This is a genomic window from Pseudoalteromonas sp. TP27 (assembly GCF_056470645.1).
Genome location: NZ_JARDAK010000006.1, coordinates 66,146 through 90,387 on the forward strand (window position 1 = coordinate 66,146; position 24,242 = coordinate 90,387).

At 39.0% G+C, this 24,242-nt stretch carries 22 protein-coding genes; 8 read left to right on the top strand and 14 right to left on the bottom strand.

Annotated elements, in window-relative coordinates:
* Window positions 1-5: 5 nt before the first annotated feature.
* The 10 genes from PX700_RS09305 to PX700_RS09350 form a co-directional block, all read right to left on the bottom strand.
* Window positions 6-1,859 carry a sensor domain-containing diguanylate cyclase gene (locus tag PX700_RS09305; protein WP_479520564.1) on the bottom strand — a complete coding sequence of 618 codons (1,854 nt, stop codon included), beginning with the start codon at window positions 1,857-1,859 and terminating at the stop codon, window positions 6-8.
* A complete protein-coding gene (locus PX700_RS09310) occupies window positions 1,859-2,644 on the bottom strand; it encodes a TatD family hydrolase (protein WP_479520565.1) in 786 nt (261 codons plus the stop codon). Before PX700_RS09310 ends, PX700_RS09305 begins: the two co-directional genes overlap by 1 nt.
* A complete protein-coding gene (locus PX700_RS09315; RefSeq protein WP_479520566.1) occupies window positions 2,644-3,159 on the bottom strand; it encodes a hypothetical protein in 516 nt (171 codons plus the stop codon). The genes PX700_RS09310 and PX700_RS09315 overlap by 1 nt, the downstream gene beginning before the upstream one ends.
* Window position 3,160: 1 nt before the next feature.
* Window positions 3,161-3,901, bottom strand: coding sequence for a twin-arginine translocase subunit TatC (tatC, locus tag PX700_RS09320; protein ID WP_415638477.1), 741 nt, complete (start codon window positions 3,899-3,901; stop codon window positions 3,161-3,163).
* A 48-nt stretch (window positions 3,902-3,949) separates the two neighbouring features.
* A complete protein-coding gene (gene tatB, locus PX700_RS09325) occupies window positions 3,950-4,282 on the bottom strand; it encodes a Sec-independent protein translocase protein TatB (RefSeq protein ID WP_197181250.1) in 333 nt (110 codons plus the stop codon).
* A gap of 5 nt (window positions 4,283-4,287) precedes the next feature.
* A complete protein-coding gene (tatA, locus tag PX700_RS09330) occupies window positions 4,288-4,536 on the bottom strand; it encodes a Sec-independent protein translocase subunit TatA (RefSeq protein WP_479520567.1) in 249 nt (82 codons plus the stop codon).
* Between the two features lie 80 nt (window positions 4,537-4,616).
* Window positions 4,617-6,218: a ubiquinone biosynthesis regulatory protein kinase UbiB gene (gene ubiB, locus PX700_RS09335; protein WP_479520568.1), complete on the bottom strand. Its 1,602-nt coding sequence runs from the start codon at window positions 6,216-6,218 to the stop codon at window positions 4,617-4,619.
* A 9-nt stretch (window positions 6,219-6,227) separates the two neighbouring features.
* The gene (locus PX700_RS09340; RefSeq protein ID WP_479520569.1) at window positions 6,228-6,911 is read right to left on the bottom strand and encodes a ubiquinone biosynthesis accessory factor UbiJ; all 684 of its coding nucleotides are present in this window, start codon (window positions 6,909-6,911) and stop codon (window positions 6,228-6,230) included.
* Between the two features lie 11 nt (window positions 6,912-6,922).
* The gene (gene ubiE, locus PX700_RS09345) at window positions 6,923-7,678 is read right to left on the bottom strand and encodes a bifunctional demethylmenaquinone methyltransferase/2-methoxy-6-polyprenyl-1,4-benzoquinol methylase UbiE (protein ID WP_007579859.1); all 756 of its coding nucleotides are present in this window, start codon (window positions 7,676-7,678) and stop codon (window positions 6,923-6,925) included.
* 83 nt (window positions 7,679-7,761) lie between these two features.
* Window positions 7,762-8,748, bottom strand: coding sequence for a GGDEF domain-containing protein (locus tag PX700_RS09350; protein WP_479520642.1), 987 nt, complete (start codon window positions 8,746-8,748; stop codon window positions 7,762-7,764).
* Between the two features lie 357 nt (window positions 8,749-9,105).
* Here PX700_RS09350 and PX700_RS09355 point away from each other — a divergent pair, with 357 nt between their 5' ends.
* The 4 genes from PX700_RS09355 to PX700_RS09370 all read left to right on the top strand — a co-directional run bounded on the left by PX700_RS09355 (window position 9,106) and on the right by PX700_RS09370 (window position 15,135).
* A complete protein-coding gene (locus tag PX700_RS09355) occupies window positions 9,106-10,884 on the top strand; it encodes a DUF885 domain-containing protein (protein WP_479520643.1) in 1,779 nt (592 codons plus the stop codon).
* 443 nt (window positions 10,885-11,327) lie between these two features.
* Window positions 11,328-12,809: an FMN-binding glutamate synthase family protein gene (locus PX700_RS09360; RefSeq protein ID WP_479520570.1), complete on the top strand. Its 1,482-nt coding sequence runs from the start codon at window positions 11,328-11,330 to the stop codon at window positions 12,807-12,809.
* A 60-nt stretch (window positions 12,810-12,869) separates the two neighbouring features.
* The gene (locus tag PX700_RS09365; protein WP_479520571.1) at window positions 12,870-13,643 is read left to right on the top strand and encodes an amidohydrolase; all 774 of its coding nucleotides are present in this window, start codon (window positions 12,870-12,872) and stop codon (window positions 13,641-13,643) included.
* Window positions 13,644-13,719: 76 nt separating this feature from the next.
* Complete coding sequence (locus tag PX700_RS09370; RefSeq protein ID WP_479520572.1) at window positions 13,720-15,135, top strand: mannose-1-phosphate guanylyltransferase/mannose-6-phosphate isomerase; 1,416 nt, start codon at window positions 13,720-13,722, stop codon at window positions 15,133-15,135.
* Between the two features lie 31 nt (window positions 15,136-15,166).
* Here PX700_RS09370 and PX700_RS09375 read toward each other — a convergent pair whose 3' ends face one another.
* The 3 genes from PX700_RS09375 to PX700_RS09385 all read right to left on the bottom strand — a co-directional run bounded on the left by PX700_RS09375 (window position 15,167) and on the right by PX700_RS09385 (window position 18,732).
* On the bottom strand, window positions 15,167-17,323 hold the full coding sequence (locus PX700_RS09375; protein WP_479520573.1) for a response regulator: 2,157 nt from the start codon (window positions 17,321-17,323) through the stop codon (window positions 15,167-15,169).
* 168 nt (window positions 17,324-17,491) lie between these two features.
* Entirely contained in the window at window positions 17,492-18,148 is a 657-nt protein-coding gene (locus PX700_RS09380) for a helix-turn-helix transcriptional regulator (RefSeq protein WP_415638486.1), read from the bottom strand.
* Window positions 18,149-18,360: 212 nt separating this feature from the next.
* Entirely contained in the window at window positions 18,361-18,732 is a 372-nt protein-coding gene (locus PX700_RS09385; RefSeq protein WP_415638487.1) for a histidine triad nucleotide-binding protein, read from the bottom strand.
* Window positions 18,733-18,824: 92 nt separating this feature from the next.
* On the opposite strand from PX700_RS09385, the gene PX700_RS09390 reads away from it, so the two are divergent.
* The gene (locus tag PX700_RS09390) at window positions 18,825-19,424 is read left to right on the top strand and encodes a DUF2057 domain-containing protein (protein WP_415638488.1); all 600 of its coding nucleotides are present in this window, start codon (window positions 18,825-18,827) and stop codon (window positions 19,422-19,424) included.
* A 60-nt stretch (window positions 19,425-19,484) separates the two neighbouring features.
* Here the strand turns inward: PX700_RS09390 and PX700_RS09395 are convergent, their stop codons facing one another.
* Entirely contained in the window at window positions 19,485-21,326 is a 1,842-nt protein-coding gene (locus PX700_RS09395; RefSeq protein ID WP_479520574.1) for a M1 family metallopeptidase, read from the bottom strand.
* Window positions 21,327-21,470: 144 nt separating this feature from the next.
* Between PX700_RS09395 and murB the strand changes: the two genes are divergently transcribed.
* Genes murB through PX700_RS09410 form a run of 3 tightly spaced genes read left to right on the top strand, consistent with a single transcriptional unit; the run spans window position 21,471 to window position 24,177 of the window.
* Window positions 21,471-22,481, top strand: a complete 1,011-nt coding sequence (gene murB, locus PX700_RS09400) for a UDP-N-acetylmuramate dehydrogenase (RefSeq protein WP_479520575.1) — start codon at window positions 21,471-21,473, stop codon at window positions 22,479-22,481.
* Complete coding sequence (gene birA, locus PX700_RS09405; protein WP_479520576.1) at window positions 22,478-23,470, top strand: bifunctional biotin--[acetyl-CoA-carboxylase] ligase/biotin operon repressor BirA; 993 nt, start codon at window positions 22,478-22,480, stop codon at window positions 23,468-23,470. Before murB ends, birA begins: the two co-directional genes overlap by 4 nt.
* The gene (locus PX700_RS09410) at window positions 23,467-24,177 is read left to right on the top strand and encodes a type III pantothenate kinase (RefSeq protein ID WP_479520577.1); all 711 of its coding nucleotides are present in this window, start codon (window positions 23,467-23,469) and stop codon (window positions 24,175-24,177) included. The genes birA and PX700_RS09410 overlap by 4 nt, the downstream gene beginning before the upstream one ends.
* The last annotated feature ends 65 nt before the right edge of the window (window positions 24,178-24,242 follow it).

Here is a 24,242-nt window from a genome sequence, read left to right on the forward strand (position 1 = left end):
TGCTCCTACTGTGGTAATGGAAAAGTGATTACTTGATTACGGCCATGCTGCTTTGCGTAATAAAGCGCTTTGTCGGCGCACTCAGTGAATATTTGAGGATTGCTAACATCATCAGCAATACTGGTGTATATACCTGCGCTAATTGTAAATTGAATATCGTTATTGGCAACCGTTACAGTGCTTGCTGAGATAGCAGATCGTATTTTTTCTGCTATATCTTGTGCACCTTCATTGGGGGTATTAGGTAATAACACCACAAACTCTTCGCCGCCGTAACGGGCAACTTCATCTAGTGGGCGCTTTAAATGATCTTTTATAAGGTCAGATACAGCTCTAATAACTTGGTCGCCAATAATATGTCCGTATGTATCGTTGATGGCTTTAAATCGGTCTATATCTAGCATAACAATGCTAAGCGGTGTTTGTTCTCGACGAGAGCGGCGAAGCTCCATTACGAGTTTTTTATCAAAAAAGCGTCTGTTTTTTATTCCGGTTAAAGCATCTTCGGTATTAAGTAGCTCAAGGGCCCGGTTTTTTTCTTCAAGCTCTCTGAGCGTAATTTGCAATTCAAAGGTGCGTTCGTCCACTTGTGATTCTAGTTCTTGGTGTGTTTTTTCTTGTAACTTTAAGCGCTCTTTAAGTAGCGTATCTTGGGCTGCATTTTTAGCAATCAAGGTTTGTTGAGCAGTTACTTCTTCATCACGCTGTAAAATAAATAATTTCATAACGCTGTAGCATAGACAAACAGTGCAACTAAAAAAGCATACAAATACAAATGCGAGCGAACTTCTGCTAAATGCGTATAGCCCCACTACTGCAACAGTAAAATAAAGCATCACAACCAAGAAAAAAACTAATACGAGCAGTAGCGCTTTATTAGGTTTAGAAGGCGTTATACGCATGCACATAAGTGTAGTTGCAATATAAAAGCCTAAAACGATTGGGATAGTAGTTAAGCAAAATACTGTCACTATATGGTTTGGAAGTAACCAAATAAATAATAACGAAATGGCAAAAGCGTTAACTATAACTTTTTGAACAGTTAGTAAAAACGATGGCCGTGGATGGCAAATTTGCTTTTGCAAGGGCAAAAACATTAAAGTAATAAGCATGAGTAATACAGGGATCATAACTTGCTGTAACGCTGGCAAGTTAGGATGAATATATCTTAAGCCAAAACCACAAAGATAAGCTAATACACTGTCTAACGTGAGAGTTATAACACCAGTATAAATAAAATACCGTTTACGTGAAAAACCATATAAAACTAAGCAGCTGACACCTAAAGAAAATATAAAACCAATTAATAAGCCATAGAGTAAATTAAGTTTACCTTTATGTGCTAAATAAGCTTCTGGTTGCCATAGTGTTAAAGGGACTCGCAAACCTGAGCTATTCGCCACTTTCATTATAATAACCGTTTCGCTATTTGCAGGGCTGATCAGTTTAACTAATAAAGATTCACTCTTGATCGTACGTTTATCAAGGGTATAGGCATCACCGATTTGGGTGTAAGAAAGTAATAGCGAGTTATGTAACTGATATACTTGGACGTCGTTTAGCAGGGGATTGTTTAGCGATAATAGTTGCTCGGTATTATAACCAAGAGGGTTTTTTATTTTAAATTTTATCCATACAGAACGCTGCTCAAGGCCTAAATTAAGAGGTTTTCCTATATTTTTTTGCCACTTTATATCGCCACTTTGCTGTGCATTTAATAGCGACGTAGGTTTAAATGAGTAGTATAGATTATTGATGTTTTGAGATCTGAAATCATCTTTTATTACGACGGGGTTTGCGAAAGAGCAAAAAGTGCAAAGGAATATTAGTAGGCTTAATAATGCCTTTGCATAGGCCATTAACGATCTAATAAACCAAAAACACGATAAAAGTTTTCTGTAGTTTTGCGAGCTATTACTTCTTCATTTGTTTGATAAAGTTGTGCGACTGTTTGGCAAATGTAAGGGAGTAGGGCTGGTTCATTTTTACGTGATTTAGGCTTTGGTTTAACTGTTCGTGGGATTAAAAATGGCGCATCAGTTTCTATTAATAATCGTTCTAGAGGAATACTAGGCACTAGCTGTTGTAGCTCTTTACCACGGCGTTCATCACATACCCAACCTGTTATACCAATATAAAGACCTAAATCTAAATATTGCTGAAGAGCTACTGAGTTACCCGTAAAGCAATGAAGTACACCGCGAATATCAAATTCTTTGAGAATACTCAACATATCGTCACTTGCATCACGTTCATGTAAGTAAACAGGTAAATCTAACTTTTCGGCAAGTACTAACTGGCGTCTAAAAACACTACGTTGTACATCGCGAGGCGAAAAGTCACGGTTATAATCAAGGCCGCATTCACCAATCGCTATGACCTGCTTATTATTTGCAAGGGTAGTTAATTGTGCTTCTAATTCATTCGTCGCCGATTTAGCATCATGCGGGTGCACACCCGCCGTAGAATATTGAAGATGTTTTATCGCAAGTTCAAGTGATTGCTGACTACTAGCAATATCACAACCTATAATAAGCATATTTGTAACACCCGCTTCATTGGCATGGGTAATTACATCATGATGCTGGTCATCAAATTGATGATTAGTTAAGTTAACTCCAGCATCAATTAAAGTATATGACATTATTTAGTGCGTTTAACGCGAATAGAGCGGTTTTTACCCTCTTTCTTCAATAGAAAAGAGCTGAATGCACCGCGGCTAATTACAATTGTATCGTCTTCTTTTAAACGCATGCTGTCAGAGCCAATTTGACGCCATTGTTGACCGTTATCTAGCGAAATAATTAACTCGCCATAAGCTGCTTCTTTCACTGAAGTAACCATAGCTTTAATTTCAGTCTCTTTTTCTACCTGTGATTCTTTGTGCTCTAAGCCAAAATCGTCAGTTTTTGCCTTTACTTGCATTGGTGCAGCAGCTACGACTTGAGGTACATTGTTAGCTGTTGGTGGGGTGAGCGTTTTTGTTATTGTTGGCTTTGTTAGTGATTTACCAGCAATTGTATTGTCATAGCAAAGCAATCGGCTAAAGTCATTTTCAATAAAGCTACATGCTTGTAACGCTTGAGTATTAAATTGCGTTTGCGCAGCAAAGGTAGGTGCACTTATTAAAACCAATAATGAGAGTAGTTGTTTTTTCATTTTATTCCTCAGATTCTTTTTGTGGTTTGGCGGTATAAAATTTTGCTAAAATCAGACCTAGTTCAAACAAAAGAAGCATCGGAAATGCTAATAATGTTTGTGATAATACGTCGGGCGGTGTTAAAAACATTGCTACTACAAATACACCCACCACAATATAAGGGCGCTTTTCTTTTAAGCTTGTTGTTGTTGTTGCACCACTCCAGCATAGCAGCATTATTGCCACTGGAATTTCGAAAGCGACACCGAATGCAAAAAATAGTTTTAATACAAACCCTAAATAGCTACTTATATCTGGCGCAAGAGTCATCATCTCTGGGCCGGTACTTGTAAAAAAGCCTAAAATAATTGGCAGAACTACAAAATAACAAAAAGCTATGCCGCCATAAAATAATATTATACTTGAGGCGAGAATGGGCATGAGCATTTTCTTTTCGTGCTGATATAACCCCGGTGCTATAAAGCCCCAAATTTGATGCAATATCCATGGAATCGACGCAAATAAAGCGACAAATAAAGTAAGTTTGAAAGGTGCAAAAAAGGGTGCAGTTACATCGGTTGCAATCATAGTCGCAGTACTTGGCAAATGCGAAACTAACGGCTGTGCAACAAAGGTGTAAATGTCATTCGCAAAATATACAATGGCAATAAAAATAACAAAAATACTCAATAGTGCTTTTATTAGCCGATCACGTAACTCAATTAAATGCGCTACAAACCCCGATTTTACTTCCTCAGCCATTATTTTTTATACCATGTAGTAAGTTGACCGCAAAGTGAGAGATAAATTTCACTTTTTTTCATCAAGTTGTTGGTTATTTGGTGTATCAGGTTGTTTTTTCTTGTAGCTGTGAGTAACTGACTCAGCTGCTTTTTGTAGCTCTGTTAATGAGCTTTGTAGCTCAGGGCTTAAATCTTTTAGTTCTTGTTGTTCTGCTTTTTTAAGGTTTTCGTGAAGTTCATGAATACGCAGTTCTTCACTTACCTCAGCTTTTACCGAGTTGGCAACCGACTTAGCTGTTTTAATCCATTTACTCACTGTTCTAATAGCAACAGGTAAGCGCTCAGGACCGAGCACCACTAAGCCAACAATAAAAATAACAACAAGTTCCCACATACCCATACTTATTAAACCTTATTGTTATCTTTGGTTTTTTCAGTATTGATTGATTCGTCAGCGGTGCTTTTTTCTGATTGTTGAATTTGCTCTGATTTTTCTTGCTCGTTAGCTTGATCATCCGACATTGCTTTTTTGAAGCCTTTAACAGCGCCGCCAATGTCTCCACCCATACCGCGTAGCTTTTTTGTGCCGAAAAGTAAAACTATGATCGCCAAAACAATTAATAATTGCCAAATACTAATACCACCAAAACCCATGGTTTTCTCCAATATATAAAATGGTTAAATTTTTATTTTAAATACTAATTATACGCCCAATAGCGTAAATAGCACTTAGTTTATGCGCTGCGCCATGCTGCTATAAAGCTAATGGACGATAAGCCTATTGCAATACTTGCAGCTATTAAATCGTGTTGTAAATAACAAAGTGTTGCCATAATCATTGTAGCACTACCAAATAAACCTAAAATTAAAGATTTATAAGATACCTTTTGTTCTAGAGGCTGAACGTGTGGTGCACGCTTTAAATTTTGGTAAATTAGATCGGGTAACTCAGGCATTTTTTCAGCCCAAAATGGTAAGTTAGCATACATTTGTTTCAATATAGATAATGGGCCGACTTGTTGCTTTACCCAATCTTCTAGAAAGGGCTTTGCGGTTTTCCATAAGTCGAGTTGCGGATACAACTGACGCCCTAATCCCTCAACGTATAATAAGGTTTTTTGTAGTAGGACTAACTGTGGTTGTACCTGCATGTTAAAACGACGTGCAGTATTAAATAAATTTACGAGCACGTGACCAAATGAAATTTCAGCAAGGGGCTTATTAAATATAGGCTCGCATACAGTGCGAATCGCAAATTCAAATTCTTCAATGCTAGTATCGTGTGGTACCCAGCCAGAATCAACATGCAACTGTGCAACTTGGCGGTAATCGCGATTAAAAAAAGCGATAAAATTTTCAGCTAAATAGCGTTTATCTTCTTTGCTTAAAGTGCCAACAATGCCGCAATCAATACCGATATACATCGGGTTTTCAGGATGCTCGCGAGAAACAAATATATTACCAGGGTGCATATCGGCATGAAAAAAGCTGTCTCTAAACACTTGCGTAAAAAATACCTCTACGCCGCGTTCAGCCAATAACTTCATATTGGTGTTTTGCGCCATAAGCGCATCTTTATCAGATACGGGTATACCGTAAATACGCTCCATTACGAGGATATTACTGCGGCTGTAATCACTATACACTGCAGGGATATACAATGACTCAGAACCTTCAAAGTTACGCTTTAGCTGTATGCCATTGGCACCTTCTCGCATTAAATCGAGTTCATCAAGAAGCGTTTTTTTATATTCCTTAACAACCTCTACAGGACGAAGACGCTTTGATTCGTTATGGACTTTTGCAAGTACCTCTGCGAGCTTTTCCATCAGCGCCAAGTCGGCATTAATTTGCTCGTGAATATTTGGTCGAATGACTTTAATTACGACATCTTGCTCAATGCTGTGTTCATCAATCAGCTTTGCTGTATGTACTTGTGCTATTGATGCTGACGCTAATGGTGTTTGTGAAAACTCACTAAACAATTCGCTTATATCGTTAATTTCGAGTGCTTTTTCAATTATTTTTTGGGCTAGCTCACCTTCAAAAGGTTCCACTTGGTCTTGTAAAAACGCCAGCTCTAAAGCGATATCATGCGGAAGTAAATCACGACGGGTTGAGAGCATTTGACCAAATTTAATCCAAACAGGGCCAAGCTCTTGCAGTGCTAAACGTAAGCGCAAACCATGAGATTTTTCTTTGTGTTGATTACGTAGCCAAAATAAACTGCCGCGAGCTACTTTACCAAACCAAGGTATCTTATGTTTCGGAATTAGCTCGTCTAACCCATAGCTAAGTAACGTTTTGGTGATGTTATATAAACGTGCAGTCGACACAAAAAATCCTTAGCGGGTGTTTGAAGGTAAAAAAGAGTTTAAAAGGGCATTAATACGTTGCTCAACGGCAGCCACTTGCCCTTTGAGCTCTCTATTTGTTTGTTTAAACTGCTCAAGCTCTAATGGATGAATAGTAATTGCGAGCTCATCTTGGCATAAACTTGTAAGCATTGTACTTATTTTAGTGTTGGTTTTACTGCCGTTTTGTTTTAGTTTTTTTAAGTGCAGGTATAACTGCTGAGCGGGGGTATCGCCAATGTATTTAGAAAACTGCTCAGGCCAATCAATATCAATGCCTGAAAACGCATTACTATAAGTTTGCGCAATATTTAAGTCGCCTTGCAAGTCGAGCTTATCTTGGCGAATTAATTGGGTAAGCATTGCTGGATTTTTGAGCGCTAAAAGCGTCTCTATGTCGGCGCTGATCATACAATCTGCATTTTCATTGCTTTGGGCACTGTATAAGTGTAATTGCTCAGCGCTATAAACAAGTTGGATGCTTTGTTTCCAGTCTCTTACTTCAACCACTAAGCGCTGATGTTTAACTGAGCTTAGCTTTTGAGGTAATTGTGGGTCAAGGCTAAGTGCTTGATTTAGTATACGCTCAATAAGCGAGAGTACAAAGTTAGGTAACATAAAAAACTCAGATGTCATTGCACCATTATTGCTTTTTGCTGTTTTCTCAAGCGCCATAACTGCTAGCCTTAATATTTAAAACCACGATGCAGCGCAACAATTCCGCCAGTGAGGTTTTGATATGTTGTTTGCTCAAAGCCCGCATCTTCCATCATCGCTTTTAGCGTATCTTGATCTGGATGCATACGAATCGATTCAGCCAAATACTTGTACGACTCACTGTCGTTAGCAACAAGTTTACCCATTGTTGGCAATAAATTAAATGAGTAAAAGTCGTAAGCTTTGCTAAGTACTTCATGCTCTGGTTTCGAAAACTCTAAAACAAGCAATCGGCCACCTGGCTTTAAAATGCGGTACATAGAGCGCAGAGCTTTGTCTTTATCGGTAACGTTACGTAAACCAAAGGCAATAGTGATCACATCAAAACTATTATCTGGGAATGGTAGCATTTCGGCATTCATTTGTACGTAGTCGATATTGCCCACTAACCCAAGGTTATGTAGTTTCTCACGACCAACCTTGAGCATAGATGAGTTTATGTCACCTAATACTACTTGACCGGTTTCGCCCACTAATTGACTAAACTTTGCGGTTAAGTCGCCAGTGCCGCCGGCTAAATCGAGAACATGATGCCCTTTACGAACACCTGAGCTTGCAATAGTCTGACGTTTCCATAAACGATGCACCCCAAAAGACATTAAATCATTCATTACATCGTATTTTGCAGCTACTGAGTGAAATACATCAGCAACCATAGAAGCTTTATCGTTCTCGGCTACTGTTTTATAACCAAAATGCGTGGTCTTTTGTTCGGTTTCGTTCATGATTAATCTCTATCGTGACAATAGAGGTTAGTGTACTTTATTGTACGCAGTAGGTGCAATTTTAATATGATTTATCAGGTAATTTATTGCCCTGCAGTATAACTACTTTGACCTAATGAGCGTGCTTTAAAAGCGGCATGAGATGCTTTTTTTGCCAATTGATTAAAATCATCATCTTGTTGATGCTGAGCAATTCCAAGCGATAATCCTATGCTAGGCAATTTGGTGCCTGTTTTTGAACTAACAAAGCGAAGCTTTTCGACTCCATTTCGGACTTTCTCAGCAATAACATTGGCTGTATCTGGGTCTATGTCGGCTAATAAAACAGTAAATTGATCTTTCGCTGTACGGCCAGGTAAACCACTTTGAAAAACATATTTTTGTACTTGCTTAGCTACTTTATTCAAAATGACTTCACCAATAATATCACCGTGATTTTCAGTAAAATGATCAAGATTATCTATTTGAATCGCTATAGCGCAGATAGATTTTTTCTGATTAGTCCATACTTGGGTTTGTTGGGTTAAATAATGGCGCTTATAAAGCCCTGTTTGGCTATCAACTATATATTGTTTTCGAAGGTATGTTAGCTGCTTTTGTGTTTTTTCGTGTAGTTGCTTAGCTTTACCTAGTTCTTGCTTAAATTGCTTATGTTGATTTAGTAATTCAGTGGTTTGATTATGAAGTACCTCAAGCGCTTGACGGCTTTGCTCTATGTTGTTCTCATCTAGCGAATGTACGCAATCACTTACATGACCCGCAAAGCGAATTATTTGCTTTTCAGTGGCTTGAGAATTTTGAGAAAGTGAATTTATAACACCATCAACGTTTTGAATCATGCTGACTTGCGCTGCGTGACCCGTATTTAAAAACTCAGCATGTAGCTGTTCAATTAAAACGCTGTCAATACTATCTTCAACCGCAATAGCGCGATCTAAGGCTTTATTGAGCTTAATATTAGTCTGGCTGGTGTAGGTATAAACAACCTGATAATTAAGTGGCGTAGGAGGGAGCGAATAGCGCTCTAAAAACATACACACTTTAGTCATTTTTTCTTGAGCAATAGCCATGGAATCATGGAACATCATTTTAAATACCAACTAAGTACGCATAAGTGCAAATTTTAAATATCTCATTCCATGAGGCGGTTATGCATCCAGCTTTTTATTATTTTTTACTACAGTAATCGTTATGCGAACTATTTAAAAGTAAAAAAGGAGAGTTAGGATACTTAAATTTAACTTTAACGACTCAACCGCTGCTTTTCTCATCAATTAGACTGGTTTTTAGCTGTGTTAACGTAAGTAATACTTTAATTACACTTATTGTTTGTAATGTTTTAACGCGTCAGTTTGTCTCATTTACTTGCTATTTATTTACCCTACGATAGTTTTATGAAATCTATTGCATCATCAAGTTACATAATAATGAATTATTTTTTACCAAAAACGCTTCGCCAATCTCTTCTTGGTATAACAATTTTATGCTCATTAAGTGCATGTCAAATAACCATGCCTAATGCGAATGAACAGTTTACTCAAGTCGCTCAATCTATTGTTCAATATAGAGAAAGTATAAATCCTTATAGTAGTTCAAAGGGCGTTGACGGTTACCTACTAGCAAATTTGTCGCCAGAATCTTTAGCGCAGCAATATAAAAATAAAACGCAATTACTCGCTGATTTAGATGCCGTAAACGCAGCGAAACTGAGTGACGAAAATCAGATTAACTTAAGTATTATTCGCGCTCAGGTACAAAATAGCGTGGACGAATATGTGTTTAACGCACATTACATGCCGCTTACATCAGAGTACGGTTTTCACTCTGGGTTGTCGTACATCATTAATAGCTCTCAATACAAAGAAGAGCAAGATTTAGAAACATATCTTGCACGTTTGGCGCAAATACCGCGATTTTTTCAACAAAACATACATTGGATGAAAAAAGGACTCGAAACCGGTCTCACCCAACCAAAAGCTGTATTAGAAGGGTACGAAGACTCTATAAATACGTATATTGTTGATGATGTAACCCAATCAGAATTTTATAAACCGTTTTTAACTAATACTGCTAGCATAAGCGAGAGTGATTTTTATGCACTTCAACAGCAAGCTAAAACAGTTTTAAAAAATAAAGTAATACCAGCATATAAAGGCTACTTAACGTTTTTCACTGAGCAGTATCGGCCAGGTGCTCGCACAAGTATTGGTATTTCAGAAACTCCTAACGGTAAAGCTTTTTATAAAAACCGTACTAAGTATTACACCACTACCGACATGACACCAAAAGAGATCCACGAGTTAGGCTTAAAAGAAGTTGCTCGTATTCGCGGTGAAATGGAAGATGTAATTAAAGAGGTGGGATTTAAAGGCACGTTTGCCGAATTTATCCACTTTTTACGTACTGATCCGCAGTTTTACGCAACAACACCTGAGCAGCTTTTAAAGGAGGCAGCCTACATTGCTAAAAAAATGGATGCGCAACTGCCTAAGTTGTTTCATACCTTACCGCGTAAACCTTATGGCGTAGCACCCGTACCAGCAAGCATTGCCCCTAAATACACAACAGGTCGATATTCTGGTTCTAATCGAGATGATGAAGCCGGATACTACTGGGTTAATACCTATGCATTAGATAAACGTCCACTTTATGTTTTAGAAGCGCTGACTCTGCACGAAGCTGTGCCGGGACATCATTTGCAAATATCACTCAATGCTGAGCTTGAAAATCTGCCGAGCTATCGTCGTGATGCCTATTTATCGGCATTTGGCGAAGGCTGGGGGCTTTACTCTGAGTATTTAGGTTTAGAAGCGGGCTTTTATCAAGACCCATATAGTCGTTTTGGTCGCTTAACTTATGAAATGTGGCGAGCAGCACGTTTAGTTGTTGATACGGGTATGCATATGTATGGCTGGAGTCGCGAGCGTGCAATGAACTTTATGAGCGAGAACACAGCGCTTTCGCTGCACAATGTTAAAACAGAAACAGATCGTTATATATCGTGGCCAGCACAGGCACTATCATACAAAATTGGTGAATTAACTATTAAGCGTTTGCGTGTTGAAGCCGAGCAAGCACTTGGGAAAAATTTCGATATTCGCGAATTTCATCATCAGGTTTTGCGCCATGGTTCAGTGCCCTTGTCGGTATTAGAAACACAAGTACGTTTATACATAAAAAATGAGCTTACTAAGTTACAAAACTAGTCTTGTAAGGGGTATAAACCTTGAACAAACAAAGGTGTTGTGTCATTTTGACAGCAACACCTTTTTTATACCAAGAGACTTAGGGCGTGTTGACCTTTCGTGATTGATTTTGCAGCAGACTGTTTGGTATTTAGGGAAGGCAGAGCCTATGTAGTGTGGTCATTCCCCATAAATAGGCGATAACGCAGCATAAATGCCAAACATGCGCTGCCCTTTGGGTTCTTTCTAGGGGCGATTAACTTTTTGTTGCTCGGTTTTTACTTAGCGCACTAGGTTACAAACCTCGCGCCGCGATTTAATCGACCCTAGATTGAACAAATTTCAATCCACAAAGATCAATACGCCCTAGTAATAGAGCTTATTTTAACGACTCTAATCGTCAAAATATCCACAGACTAGGCAAATTGGTATTGTTTAAAAATATAGCCATCAAGGGGCCTTAGATGAGCAGTTTTATAATGTTTAGTATTGACGTATTTGCGAGTATTTTTATTATCGCACTTGGGTTAATTGTTCTTACTATTATTGTTTTTTACTTTCGTGATATTACGCAAACAAAACATGCTATTAGGCGTAACTATCCAGTAATTGGCCGTTTCCGGTATTTTTTTGAACGCCAAGGTGAATTTTTCAGACAATACTTTTTTGCTCTCGATAGAGAAGAAATGCCGTTTAATCGTGCTGAACGTAATTGGGTTTACCGCGCAGCAAAAGATGTTGATCGCACAGCTTCATTTGGTTCAACACAAAGCTTAGAAGTAACGGGCACGGTAATGTTCATGAATTGTGCGTTTCCTACTTTAGATGAAGAGGCACTCGATCCAAGTAATGTAACGTTGGGTCCATATTGTAAAAAACCTTACACAACGAATTCGTTATTTAATGTGTCAGGCATGAGCTTTGGGGCGCTTTCAAAACCAGCTGTACGTGCTTTATCAAAAGGGGCAAAACTAGCGGGTTGCTGGATGAACACCGGAGAAGGGGGGTTAAGCCCTTACCATTTAGAAGGTGGCGCCGACCTAGTATTTCAAATTGGTACTGCTAAATACGGTGCTCGTGATGAACATGGAAATTTAAGTACCGAAAAACTGAAAGAAATTGCAGCTCACGAACAGGTTAAAATGTTCGAACTAAAAATGAGCCAAGGTGCAAAACCTGGTAAAGGCGGAATGCTTCCAGGACGTAAAGTTAATGCCGAGATAGCTAAAATCAGAGGTATTCCAGAAGGGCAAGACTCGATTAGTCCTAATGGGCATCCTGAAATTAAAAAGCCAAGTGATATTCTCGATATGATTGCCACTGTGCGTAATGCCACCGGTAAGCCAACGGGCTTTAAAGCGGTTATAGGTGACTACACGTGGTTAGAAACTTTATTTGCAGAAATAAATCACCGTGGCGTTGAATCAGCCCCTGATTTTATAACCATTGATAGTGCAGACGGTGGCACCGGTGCCGCACCGCAACCGCTTATGGATTCAGTGGGTTTACCTCTTCGCGAAAGCTTGCCGCTTGTCGTTAATATGCTTGAAAAGCACGGCCTTAGAGAGCGGGTAAAAATTATTGCTTCGGGTAAATTAATCGTTCCATCAAAGGTTGCATGGGCATTAGCGCTCGGTGCTGATTTTGTTGTATCGGCCCGTGGTCATATGTTTGCATTAGGGTGTATTCAAGCTATGCAATGTAATAAAGATACCTGCCCTACAGGGATTACTACGCACAATACACATTTACAAAAAGGTCTTAATGTAGCTGATAAGGCGCAGCGCGTAGCTAACTATAATAAGTATATTCATTACGGAGCTGGTTTAATTGCTCACTCATGCGGTGTAACTAGTGCGCGTGAGTTAGGTCGTAAACATGTTCGAATAGTCCAAGAAAGTGGGCTTTCAGAGCCGCTGGATAAAATTTACGAAAATTATAAATAGATTTCTTTAGAGAATATTAAAGGCGTATTTAGCGCCTATTCAACATCAAAGGAACTACTTATGCCAAATTTAACCATTACAGCTTTGCAAAGCTCGCTTCACTGGCTTGATAAAGACGCTAATTTAGCCATGTTTAATAAACAACTTGAGGCAATTACTAATCAGCCCGATTTAATTTTATTACCAGAAACATTTTCAACAGGCTTTGCTATTAATTTAGATTGTGCAGAACCCGAAAACGGTAAAGTACTTACTTGGCTAAAGGCACAGGCTCATAAACATAATGCGGTTATTGCGGGTTCAGTACTTGTTGCGCAAGGTGATAAAAAAGCCAATCGGTTTTATTGGGTAAAGCCCGATGGAGAGGTGAGTTATTACGATAAGCGCCATTTATTTCGTCTAGGTAGTGAGGGCGATTACGTTGTAGCAGGGCAAGCGCGCAAAGTTTTTGAAATCAACGGCTTTAAACTGTTACCACAGGTATGTTACGACTTACGTTTTCCGGTATTTCAACGTAATAATAACGACTACGATGTAATGATAAACGTAGCCAATTGGCCTGCTGTGCGCCGCCATATTTGGGATACGTTACTTATGGCACGTGCAATGGAAAACCTATGTTACGTAGTAGGCGTTAATCGCGTGGGTGAAGACGGTAATAATATCGCACACAATGGCGGTACAGCAGTATACGACTTTAAAGGCGATGCTTTGACTAAAGCGCAAGATAACACCGAGCAGCTAGTAACTATAACACTTGAAAAAGCACCACTGGATGAGTTTAAAGCAGCGTTTCCTGCTTACTTAGACGCTGACTCTTTTACATTAATATAAATACGTTAATTTAGTGCAGAGCCAATAAAGTGTTAAAATAGTCGCTGATATTTTTTGTTGGCGGCTAATGTACATTATGAACACTTTGATCACTCCTGTAATTTTAGCCGGTGGCATAGGCTCTCGCTTGTGGCCGCTTTCTCGCCAAGCAATGCCTAAACAATTTTTACCACTGCTTAATGGAAATACGTCATTGCTGCAAAGTACATTAGCGCGAGTTTCTAATGACTTGTTCGATAACGCTATTTTAGTGTGTAATGAGCAGCACCGATTTATTGCTGCAGAGCAAGCAGCAAGCTCAACTCCTACTGCATTATTACTCGAACCCACAGGTAAAAATACAGCTCCTGCTATCGCATTAGCCGCCCACTATGCACTGCAAAATGGTATTACCGGACCGTTATTAGTGATGCCTGCCGATCACCATATTGAAAACTTTGGTGTATTAACGGCTAAGCTTCCAGAAGCTGTAAAACTTGCTGAGCAAGGTAAGCTTGTTACGTTTTCGATTACGCCTAAAGAGCCGCATACTGGCTATGGTTATATAAAACAAGGCGCAGCTATCGCGGGTACCGGTTGTTACGATGTTACCCAATTTAAAGAAAAGCCTAACCTAGATACAGCGAAATGTTATTTAACCCAAGGTGGTTATAGCTGGAATAGCGGCATGTTTTTATTTACCCCTGCGGCATACTTAAAAGAGCTCGAACGATTTGCGCCAAAAATAGCAAAGAGTGTCGCTGCAGCGGCACAGTTTATTAAAGATTTAGGCTTTACCCGCCCAAGCAGCAGTTCGCTTGAACATTGCCCAAGTGATTCAATAGATTACGCTATTTTAGAGCGCAGCAATAACGTAGTTGTTATGCCGGTTGACTTACAATGGAGTGACGTAGGCAGCTTTTCATCTCTTGATGCACTTACAAAAAAAGATGAACACGGTAATAGTTTAAATGCTAATTATATGGCTCAAAAAAGTACTAACAACTTAGTAATAAACGAAGCGGAGCACACAATTGCCACGCTTGGAGTAAGTGATTTAGCGATTATTCATACTCATGATGCCACGTTAATAGCAAATCAAAATGAGCTAGATTTACTGCCTTTGTTGCTTAAGCAAGTTGCGACAACACAGGCTGATAAACTTAGCCACCATCAAGTCGTTTTTCGCCCATGGGGGAATTACCGCACTTTAGTTGAAGGCATTGGCTTTAAAGTTAAAAAAATCACTGTTAACAGCGGTGCTAAGCTTTCGACACAGCGCCATCAGCACCGAGCCGAACATTGGGTTGTGGTTTCAGGTATTGCAGACGTGTGTATTAACGAGCAAGCGCATACGTTAACTCACGACCAATCATGTTATATCGCCGCAAAGCAAATTCATAGCTTGGCTAATAATCAAAAAGAGCCGTTAATAGTCATTGAGGTGCAAACCGGTGCTGTACTTGATGAAAGCGATATAGAGCGATTTGATGATAAATATGGAAGAGGCTAATAATTAGCTATTTTTTAAAGCTAATTAACTATTACTCTAACTGCCCACGCACAAACTTTAAATACTTCTCTAAGCTTCGTTGCCACAGATCTAACGCTTCATCAAGCATGTCGTTGTGTGGTTTTTTATCGAGTAAACGGCGCTCTATTTTTTTAAGCTCTATACCATAGCGATTAAAACCCAACTGCAGCGCGGTACTTGCTTGGCGATGTAAAAGCTTAATGCATTGCTCTGGCTGTTGATCAATGAGCTTTTGACAGCGAATTAGCTTGTTACGCGCCGAAAGCACAAATTCATTATAAATCGAAGATACTTCATCTTCACTAAATGAGCTGGTGAGTGTTTCGGCTGCTGTTTTATCATACAAGGTATCAATTAATTCTACGGCTATGCTAGCGGTTTGATTTGACTGCGAATCGCTAAGTGCTTGTCGAAGCTTTTCGTGCTTAATAGGCTTACCTACAATGTCTTTTATTCCTAATTCTAAATATTCTTTTACTTCGTCAGGGCTAAGGCTTGCAGTAAATGCGAGTACTGGAGTTCGTTGATTTTTATGATCAAGGCGTTTTAGACGTTTAAGTACTTCTTGGCCTGTTAAGTCAGGTAGGTTCATATCAAGTAAAACAACATCAAAGTGATGAGCTTGCATGAGCTCTATGGCGCTTTTCCCATCTTTTGCGAGCTTAATTTTGTGCTCATCGTCGGCCATAAATTCTATAGCAATTTTTTGGTTTAAATCTAAATCTTCAACCAGTAGTACATCAAGACCTGTTAAGTAATCTTTAGTTTGATGGCGCTGCTCTACAAGGCTCAATTCACCTAAAGTAAAGGTAACGGTAAAGCTAAATACACTGCCTGTACCAAGCTGGCTGGCTATTTCGAGTCGGCTACTGAGCTTTTCAAGCAGGCGACTGGTAATAGCTAAGCCAAGGCCAGTTCCGCCTTTCTCTTTTCCAGCACTACTTTGTACATAAGGTTCTGTTAAGTATGCTATTTCATCGTTTTCGATTCCTGGTCCTGAATCTTTTACGCTAATTTTTATGGTGTGTTCAAGTTGCTTTTCTAAGACCAAATCAACTTGAATTTTAACGGTTCCGTGGTCTGTAAACTTAATGGCATTACCCACTAAATTAATAATTATTTGCCTAAGCTTTTGCTGGTCGCAGTAATAACAGGCCTGCTCAGGAATATTATAGATAAGCTCAAATTTTAGCTGTTTTTGCTCGGCGAGTGGGCTTAGTAATAAGCATAAATTATTAAGCCACGTTTTAAACTCTACATCTTCTTCGTAAAGCGCTTCATCACTTTGATCTAAGCTCGCGTAATCAAGGACTTTATCTACCAATAAGTTAAGTGATTCGGCAGAATTTATAATCGCCTCGCAGTAAGCTTTATTACGTGTATCACTTGTTTGGTTCATAACAAGTTGAGCGCTGCCTAAAATACCGTTAAGTGGAGTACGAATCTCGTGGCTTATCGTTGATAAAAAGAGTCCGCGTATCTCTAAATCTTTTTGTGCTTTATCGGCTAATTTATTAAGGTGCTGCTCTCTGCGCTCATTACATAATAGCGCCATACCCGAAGCGTAAAACATGGGAGCAATTACCCCATTTAAAAATAATAAAGCGCTAAACCAGCCGTTTGTTAAAAGGTTTTTTTGTTCAATGTTATCCATAAATAACGAGCGGCCAATAAAGCTAAAAGTAACAAGCGTTAAAATGGTTATGTATACAATGCTGCCGTTAGGGTAGGGCTTGCGGGCATATTTAATAAATATAAAGAGTAAAAACCCAGCTTCTGCTATGTGCTGTAAATCGGATGCAATAATTCTTTCGCGCAAAGATGGGTCAAAAAAGGTGTAATAACCAAGCGTTATAGCGCTAAAAGCGGTAACGGAGCAAAGTAATTTAAAACCTATACCATGATAGTTTAAAAACTGGCTGAGCGATAAACAATGTACTACTGATGCGGCAAACATCATGCTACTCGCTACGCTAATAATAACTAAATTATGTGCCTCACCAACAAGAGTAAAACCAATAACAGAACCTAATAGTAATAGAGGATAAAAAATGTATAGCAGTGTGCCTGGAATTTGTTTGTTTGTTCGCCATGTTAAAAAGTTAAGTAAGGTCATTACAACCATAATGGCTATGCTGGCAAAGTAAAGAGTGAAAGAATCGAGCATTAATATTCCAGCAAAGTAGTTTTTAAACCAAGATTATCAAAAGTATACATTTATACCAATCCTCAAAGTAGTTAACTTCGTAAGCGAATTGGTATTAAATAAATATGTAACACATACAAAAACAGACACTTAAGTGTCTGTTTTTTAATATTTAGTTGAAATACGTATTTAGCGAATTTCGTCAGGTATATTTTGTTGTGCCCAAGACAGTAGCTCAATACGGTTACGACATTTAGTTTTTCTAAATGCACTGTATAAATGTGTTTTTACAGTATGTGGGCTAATGCTAAGTTCTTCAGCGATTTCTTTATTTTTAGAGCCATTGCTCATTAATGAGATAATTGCTTTTTCTCGCTTAGTAAGCTTAACCGGCTCTATATCACCTTCAGTAAGTTTGTGTAGTGCGTCTTTGTTAAACTGCAACATACGATTTAATGCATTACACATAATATCGCGACGATACCAAAGTTGATCTTCCATGAGTAGGCGTATACCTTTCATTAATACATCCGCGTTATCGGTTGTATAAAATACGCCGCGAATACCACTCAATAGTGCACGGTTAGCAAGCTCTGGGTTTTCGTCTAGGTTGAATAATATGATATCGCATTTAATACGTAGGTTTACTAGTTGTTCTTTTAGTTTTCCCCATGCATCTTTACTTGATGTTTCAATAAACAGAAGTCGAGTCCCTTCAGGCACATCTAAGATATTTGTACCGGTAGTTACGTCAAGGCCTTGCGTCTTTAACAAAGGTTCTAAAACGTTTATGCCAATAGTGTTAATTGGCTCTTGATCTAATAACAAAAAGGCTGAGCTGCTCATGTTTTTTATACTCTTTTATAAAGCTGACTGACTAAGTTTACCACGACCTCCGCAACTTTTGTATTAGAAAATCACTGGTGTACTCAATAACAAATACGATTTTACGATTATTTAAACATAAAATGTTGCAAATAAGTAACTATTTCTTATTTATAACTATGAAACCCATAGTATTTATAACTAATTAATTGAGCTGATAATATAATAAAATTTTAGTTAATTTCCTTTTTTTTATTTTGATAAGGGGGCCATCCCATTTCTTTACCGCCAAGCATATGTAAATGTATGTGATAAACAGTTTGGCCTCCATGCTCGTTACAGTTCATAACCAGGCGGTATCCATCGTCAGCAAAATTATGCTCTTTAGCTAATTTAGCCGCAACAACGTATAAATTGCCTACTAAATGTGAGTTTTCAGGATTTATATCATTTATAGTAGCAATTGCTTTTTTGGGGATAATCAACACATGGAATGGCGCTTGTGGGTTTATATCTTTAAATGCGAGGGTATCTTCATCTTCGTAGACAATGTCAGCCGGAATTTCACGATTAATTATTTTGGTAAAAATAGTTTCTTGGCTCATAGTGTGTTCCTAATTAAGTATTATGAATTTTAAGCTCACTAATGACAAACTTTCAAAGCAGTGTCAAACTGAAATCAAATAAAGGAGTTAATATGCTTAAACCAATTTTAATAAGTAGTGCAGTTGCATTACTACTTAGTTTTTCGGCTAATGCTGAGAATATTCACTTTCCAGAAGAAATTGTACCACTGCAAGTGGGCGATAAAATGCTAGAAAGCTCTTTGTTTAGCCGTATTGATGATGTAGAGCTTGCACCAGGCACTTATCAGCTTAGGCTAAAGTACACCGATTTATATGAAGATGATTACGACACGCATGAAGTTGTGGAGTCTGAGCCATTTTGGGTTGATGTAACCGTTGAAGCGGGTAAAGATTATACCTTAGTGTTTAATCGTGCAGCGAATGCAGTATCTGCAAAAGTATTTGCAGAAGCCCCTCAAGTGAGCTTAAAAGCAAAAAGTAGCGCTATTGCTAAACCTTTAAGTGTTATTCCTGATACGCAACTAGCAATCAATAAACCGGCAATGCAAAATACGATGCCAGCAGAGCCTTCGCGTTCAAGCCGACCAATAAAGCCAATAGCACCAGTTACAGGTAAGGGCATGCCAAGTGCGCCGCAAATGCTTGATTTTTGGTGGCAACAAGCCACAACGGCGCAGCGCAAAGCTTTTTTGGAAAAAGTGACAAAGTAAAAAACAGGAAAACAAAAGGGCCAAACTTGGCCCTTTTTAGTTTCTAATTAACGCTATTACTTATTCAAACAATGCGTCAATAGTACCTTGTGCAAGAGGGTGATACCCAGGGCGTGCTTTTAAGTACACGCTTTGTGCCCAATCTTTTTTGCCGTTAGTGATAAGTGATTTATATAACGGCACAATTAACTTACGACGGCCAATACCTGATAAGTGCTTATTAAGCGCCGGGTAAATTGGTTGATAACCATTACCTACTGCTAGCATAAACCAAGCAAACGCACGTTCAGCGTTAGTTGATTGCGTTAGGTTAAATTCACTATCAAGCTCGCTCATTTTCTCTATGCTTAAATCACGTGGTAAGTTATTTAAAAAGTGTAACCACTCATGCACAGACCAATCAGCCGTTGGTAGTTGAGCTGCTGTTGTGTCGCCTTTTAACCATGCTGCTGTTGCAGTATCTACTTTATCAAATGCATCAGAAGTAGGGTTTGGCGCATCACTTGGTAAGCCAGGCTCAAATATCCATTCGTTTACTTTGTCCATGCTTACAACACCAGGATACTTTTCAATTAAGTTAGCTTTTAAGTAAGTAACAAATTGTGCAGTAGTCAGTGATTTAAACGAAAACTCTTTAAAGTACGCTTTTACAAATGGGTCAAATTTATCGCGACCGTATTTGTTTTCTAAGTAAATTAAGAATAACTGACCTTTAGTGTAAGGCACTGAGCTAAATGCATCGTCTGGATCGCGTCCGTTAAGTTTTAAATTAAGGCGAGTGTCTGGCGCGTCAATTGTTTTAAGTTGCGCACGTAGTGATGCAGAATCAAGTGCTTGTTCCATAACCGCACGGTCACGGCCAAATACTTCTTCCATAATGCGGTTTTCAACGTACGAGGTAAAACCTTCGTTTAACCATAAATCTTCCCAAGTTGCGTTAGTGACTAAGTTACCTGACCAAGAATGAGCAAGCTCATGGGCAATAAGGTTAACTAAGCTTTTATCACCGGCAACAACCGTTGGGGTTATAAATGATAAGCGTGGGTTTTCCATGCCACCAAACGGAAAACTTGGCGGTAGCATTAATAAGTCGTATCGACCCCATGCATATTCGCCGTACATAGCGTTTGTTTTGTCGATCATGGCTTGGGTGTCGTCAAACTCAGCAACTGAGGCATCTAAAATTGTAGGCTCAGCAAATATGCCCGTTTGACGCGACATTGCTTTAAATTCTAAGTTACCTGCGCCAATAGCAATTAGGTAAGGTGAAATTGCTTGTGGCATATCAAAGATATAGTCGCCATCTTTATAAAGCGCATCTTTGTTATCGGCACTCATTACAGCACGTATATCTTTTGGTGTATGAATTCGCGCAGAGTAAGTTACACGCATTGCAGGTGTATCTTGCACTGGGATCCAACTACGCGCATGAATTGCTTGCGATTGGCTGTACATAAATGGATGCGTTTTACTTGCCGTTTGCTCTGGTGTTAACCATTGCAGGCCAGATGCTTCTGGACGACTGTTGTAATAAATACGCACTACTTCAGCTTGGTTTTTAAACTTAATAGTAAGCTTTGAACCTTTAACGTCATCACGCTTAGCTAAATCAAAAGTTGCTTTTTTCCAGTTACCGCTTTGATCTTTGTACATTACTTTATCAATGTCTAAGTCGCGGGTATCAAGTACAAGCGTTCTACTTTTGCTGTTGTTCCACTGAAGAGTATGCTCAACAAAACCTTCTAACTGCTTGTCGGCAAAGTCGACATCTAAATCAAGGTTTAAGTGAGTAGTAACAACATCATCAAGGTTAGCATACGAGTTTTGGTCAATCGCATTAGCCATTGCTTGCGAACACATACCCGCCATAGCGAGGCTTAAAAAAAGAGGTTTAATTTTCATCATTACTCTGAACACAAATAAAAAAAGTGCTGGTTTTATATCACGATTGAGACGGTGGGTTGAGTGATTTTTACAATCTAGTGCCACATTTGCGACGATGAGGTAAACTATTGCGATTAGTTACCGGTATTATTTGAGAGCTTTGTGGCGCATTCATTACACTCCTTACATACATTCGCATTAAACAGCCAATGCCAAAATTTTGTTGAAATTACTCAGCTTGAGCAGCTTAAAACGCAAAGCTTTAACACGCCATTTTGCTTATTAGGTGAGGGCAGTAATACTATATTTTTAGACGATTACGTTGGTAGTGTTATTAAAATGGCAACCAAAGGTATTCAAATTACCGAACGTGAAAGTGATGTGTTAGCAAGTGTTGCCGCAGGCGAAAACTGGCATAAGTTAGTAAGTTACTTACTTGATAAAAATATTCCCGGACTTGAAAATCTAGCGCTTATACCGGGTACGGTTGGCGCATCGCCGGTGCAAAATATTGGTGCTTATGGCGTTGAGATAGCTAAATTTATTGAGTCGGTAGAATACTTTGATATAACCACTAAAACTATGCACTCGCTAAATAATACGCAATGTGAATTTGCCTACAGAGACTCAATATTTAAACATGCTCTCAAAAATAAAGCGGTGATCACGCAAGTGCATTTAGCGCTTCCAAAAAAGTGGCAACCAGTTTTAAATTATGGCCCTCTGCAGCAGCTAGATGTTATTACACCGCAAGCAGTGTTTGAGCAGGTTATAAAAACGCGTAATAGTAAATTACCAAACCCATATACATTGCCAAATGCGGGCAGTTTTTTTAAAAACCCAATAATAACCAACCAGCAATTAGCTGAGCTATTAAAGCAATTTGCAGATTTACCTCATTACGAATATGGGCACAGCCATCACAAGGTAGCGGCTGGTTGGTTAATCGATCAAAGTGGTTTAAAAGGATACCGCGAGGCAGGTGTAGAAGTGCATCAACAACAAGCGCTAGTGCTTGTTAATCACGGAAATAGTGAAGGCAGTGACCTAATAAAAATGATTAAACATATTCAGCAAGTTGTTTATACGCGCTACAACATTATGCTTGAGCACGAAGTACGTTTAATTAATCAAACTAGCGAATGCCATATTAACGCGGAGCCTGAGCAATGAAAGCACCTGATGGAAACAAACTCGCTATTTTAAATGCACTCAACCAAGGGGGCTTTGTATCTGGGCAAGCTTTAGGTGAAGAGCTTGGAATTAGCCGGGCTGCGGTTAGTAAACATATTAAAACGTTACAAGAAATGGGTTTGGATATTTTTAAAGTAACCGGCAAAGGCTATTGCTTAAATAGCCAAGTGGGCCTTTTAAATAAAACACAAATTGATCAGCACTATAAAGCATTAGGTGATAATACGGCCAATGTAGAAGTACACCCTATTATAGATTCGACCAACAGCGAGCTTATGCGCCGCATACAGGCTAAAACTGAGCTTGGGTCTGGCACTGTAATTGTTGCCGAAATGCAGCAAGCAGGGCGTGGCCGACGTGGCCGTGTTTGGCAATCGCCATTTGGTGCTAATTTGTATTACAGTTACTTTTGGCGTTTAGATGACGGGCTTCAAGCTGCAATGGGTGTATCAATTGCGGTAGGTCTTGCTGTTTATGATGCAATTAAAGCGTTATACCAAATTGACGTAGAGCTTAAATGGCCTAACGATATTTATATAAATAAGCAAAAGCTTGCAGGTGTATTAGTTGAACTCGACGGACAGCCGCAAGGGCCTTGTCAGCTCGTGATTGGTATAGGTATTAATTTACAAATGCCAGACAGCTTTAGCCAACATATAGACCAAGCATGGACCGATTTAAATCAACACACCCAAAAGCTTGATAAAAATCAGCTGGTGGCGTCACTTACTCACCACTTAGAGCAGCGTTTAGCAAAGTATCGTCAAACTGGCTTACAAGATATGTATGAGCAATGGAATTCGCTTAATGCGTTTGCTGGCGAATACGTTGAGCTAAATACTGGGCACAGAAGCTGGCGTGGAATATGTGAAGGCATTGACCCACAAGGTGGAATACGAATTCGCCAAGACGGTGAAGTAAAAAGTTATTACGGCGGGGAAGTCTCTCTTCGAAAGGCGCAAGTATGAGATTACTGATCGATGTAGGAAATACATCACTAAAAGCTGTGCTGTGGCATAACGAGCAAGCACAACCAGCAGATATAAATAATCTACCTTGGGTGCAAATAACCGAAGTGATTTATGCGTGCGTAGGGCGCAGTGATTTACTAAACAATATTCTCGCGCAAGCGGCTAGCAATAATATTACTTGCTTTGAAGCCAAGGTAACCAAAACGCTTAGAGATCTTGTATGCGCTTACGAACATGTGGGTAACTTAGGTATCGATAGATGGCTAGCGCTTATTGCAGGCTTTATGCTATACCCAAATAAAGCATGTATTGTTGTTGATGCAGGCACTGCGACCACAATTGACGTGCTTAATGGCGAAGGACAACATTTGGGTGGCTGGATTTTACCTGGGCTTGATTTAATGACCTCATCGCTTACACAAAACACCCAACGTGTTTTTGATGACGGTAAAACACCATTTACTAATGAATTGGGTAAAAACACGCCAAATGGTTTAAAAAACGGTGCTTTAGTAGCAACCATTGGTGCAATTGAGCAAGCTAAGGTACATTTAACGGCTCAAAAAACAGAACAAGCAACACAAATTATTTTTGCTGGTGGCTATGGCTCACTATTACAGCAGCAATTTGCAGGAAGTATTTTTGATTCATTACTCGTAATGAAGGGACTAAATTATTGGCGCGAACTAAGCAAAATAGTATAAAAAAGTGCAAAAAACGTGTTTTCGCGTGAATATTGAGCATTTAAACTAAAAATTTACACTTTTTT